This window comes from Corynebacterium sp. (assembly GCF_030826625.1).
GTDB lineage: Bacteria > Actinomycetota > Actinomycetes > Mycobacteriales > Mycobacteriaceae > Corynebacterium.
On sequence record NZ_JAPJNQ010000009.1, the window covers coordinates 15,784 to 17,271 of the forward strand.

The 1,488-nt window shown below is 63.2% G+C and carries 2 protein-coding genes; both read left to right on the forward strand.

The features are described 5' to 3' along the window. Positions 1–782: coproporphyrinogen-III oxidase family protein (locus RCH87_RS02260; RefSeq protein ID WP_306515132.1), on the forward strand; the 782-nt coding region annotated here is incomplete at its 5' end. Then, the coding region (gene hrcA / locus RCH87_RS02265) for a heat-inducible transcriptional repressor HrcA (protein ID WP_306515133.1) at positions 782–1,488 on the forward strand (707 nt) is incomplete at its 3' end. The genes RCH87_RS02260 and hrcA, both read left to right, overlap by 1 nt.

Below are 1,488 nucleotides of genomic sequence, written 5' to 3' on the forward strand. Positions count from 1 at the left end.
CGCAGAATGTGCTTCGAGTGCTGGAGCGTGCGCACACCCCCGGCCGCGCCTTCGCGGCAGCTCGTGAAGCCCGCGCGGCTGGTTTCGACCACGTCAACCTGGACATGATCTATGCCACCCCGACCGAGACTGACGACGACGTCGCCCACACCTTGGACCGCGTGATCGAAACCGACGTCGACCATGTTTCGGCCTATTCGCTGATCGTGGAAGACGGGACCGCCATGGCGCGTAAGGTTCGCCGCGGCGAAATCCCGGCACCGCAAGAAGAAGTCATGGCCACCCGCTACGAAATGATCGCCGAGCGCCTGGCCGCCGCGGGCATGGACTGGTACGAGGTCTCGAACTGGGCGCGACCAGGTGGCGAATGCCAGCACAACTTGATCTACTGGCGCGATGGCGACTGGTGGGGCGCTGGCCCGGGCGCGCATTCACACCTGGGCATGCAGCGGTTTTCTAATGTCAAGCACCCGAATCGCTACTCGGCGTTGCTTGCCGACGGCCAGCTGCCGATCAATCACGTCGAAGAATTGGATGCGGCTGACCGTCACACCGAACTGCTGATGCTGGGGCTGCGTTTGCGAGAAGGCATTGCCGAATCAGCGGTCGGGCGTGGCGCGGAAGGCGTCGTCAAGAATTTCGTGGACCGCGGGTTGCTGCATTTCCCCCGCCCCGGGCGTCTGGCGATCACCGACGCGGGAAGGCTGCTTGCCGGCGGGATCATCACCGATATTTTGGTGGCCGAAGATGACATTACAGCTGATGTGAAAGCGAGGGTGTGATGGCTGCTGGAACTGAAGCGCGGCGGGTGGAAGTCCTGCGCGCGATCGTCACAGACTATATTGCCTCGCAAGAACCGGTGGGGTCCAAGGCATTGGTGGAGCGGCACCAGCTGGGCGTTTCCTCAGCGACGATCCGCAACGACATGGCGGTGCTGGAATCAGAGGGGTTTATCGCACAGCAGCATGCGTCGTCGGGAAGGGTACCGACGGAAAAGGGGTACCGGCGCTTCGTCGACGGCTTGGGCGAGGTTAAGCCAATGTCGGAAGCGGAAAAACGCGCGATCCGCACCTTCCTGGAAGACGGCGTGGACCTTGAAGACGTGCTGCGCCGGTCCGTGCGTCTGCTCGCGCAGCTCACCCGCCAAGCGGCAGTGGTGCAGTTGCCGACGCTGAATGTTTCGCACGTCAAACACGTCGAGGTGGTCGATCTGACGCCGCTGCGCCTGTTGTTGGTGCTGATCACGGATACCGGCCGCGTCGATCAGCGCAACGTCGAGCTCGCAGCTCCGATTTCGGAGGCCGAAGTGCACGAGTTGCGGCAATTGCTCAACCGGGCGCTGGCGCGGGTGCCGGTGGGCCGGGCTGCTGGTGCCGTGGCGGATCTGCTGGAGCATTCGCCAGCTGATTTACGGCAACACATGATTCGCGTCGCGACGGTGCTTATCGAAACCCTGGTGGAACAGCCGAACGATCGCCTGCTGATGGC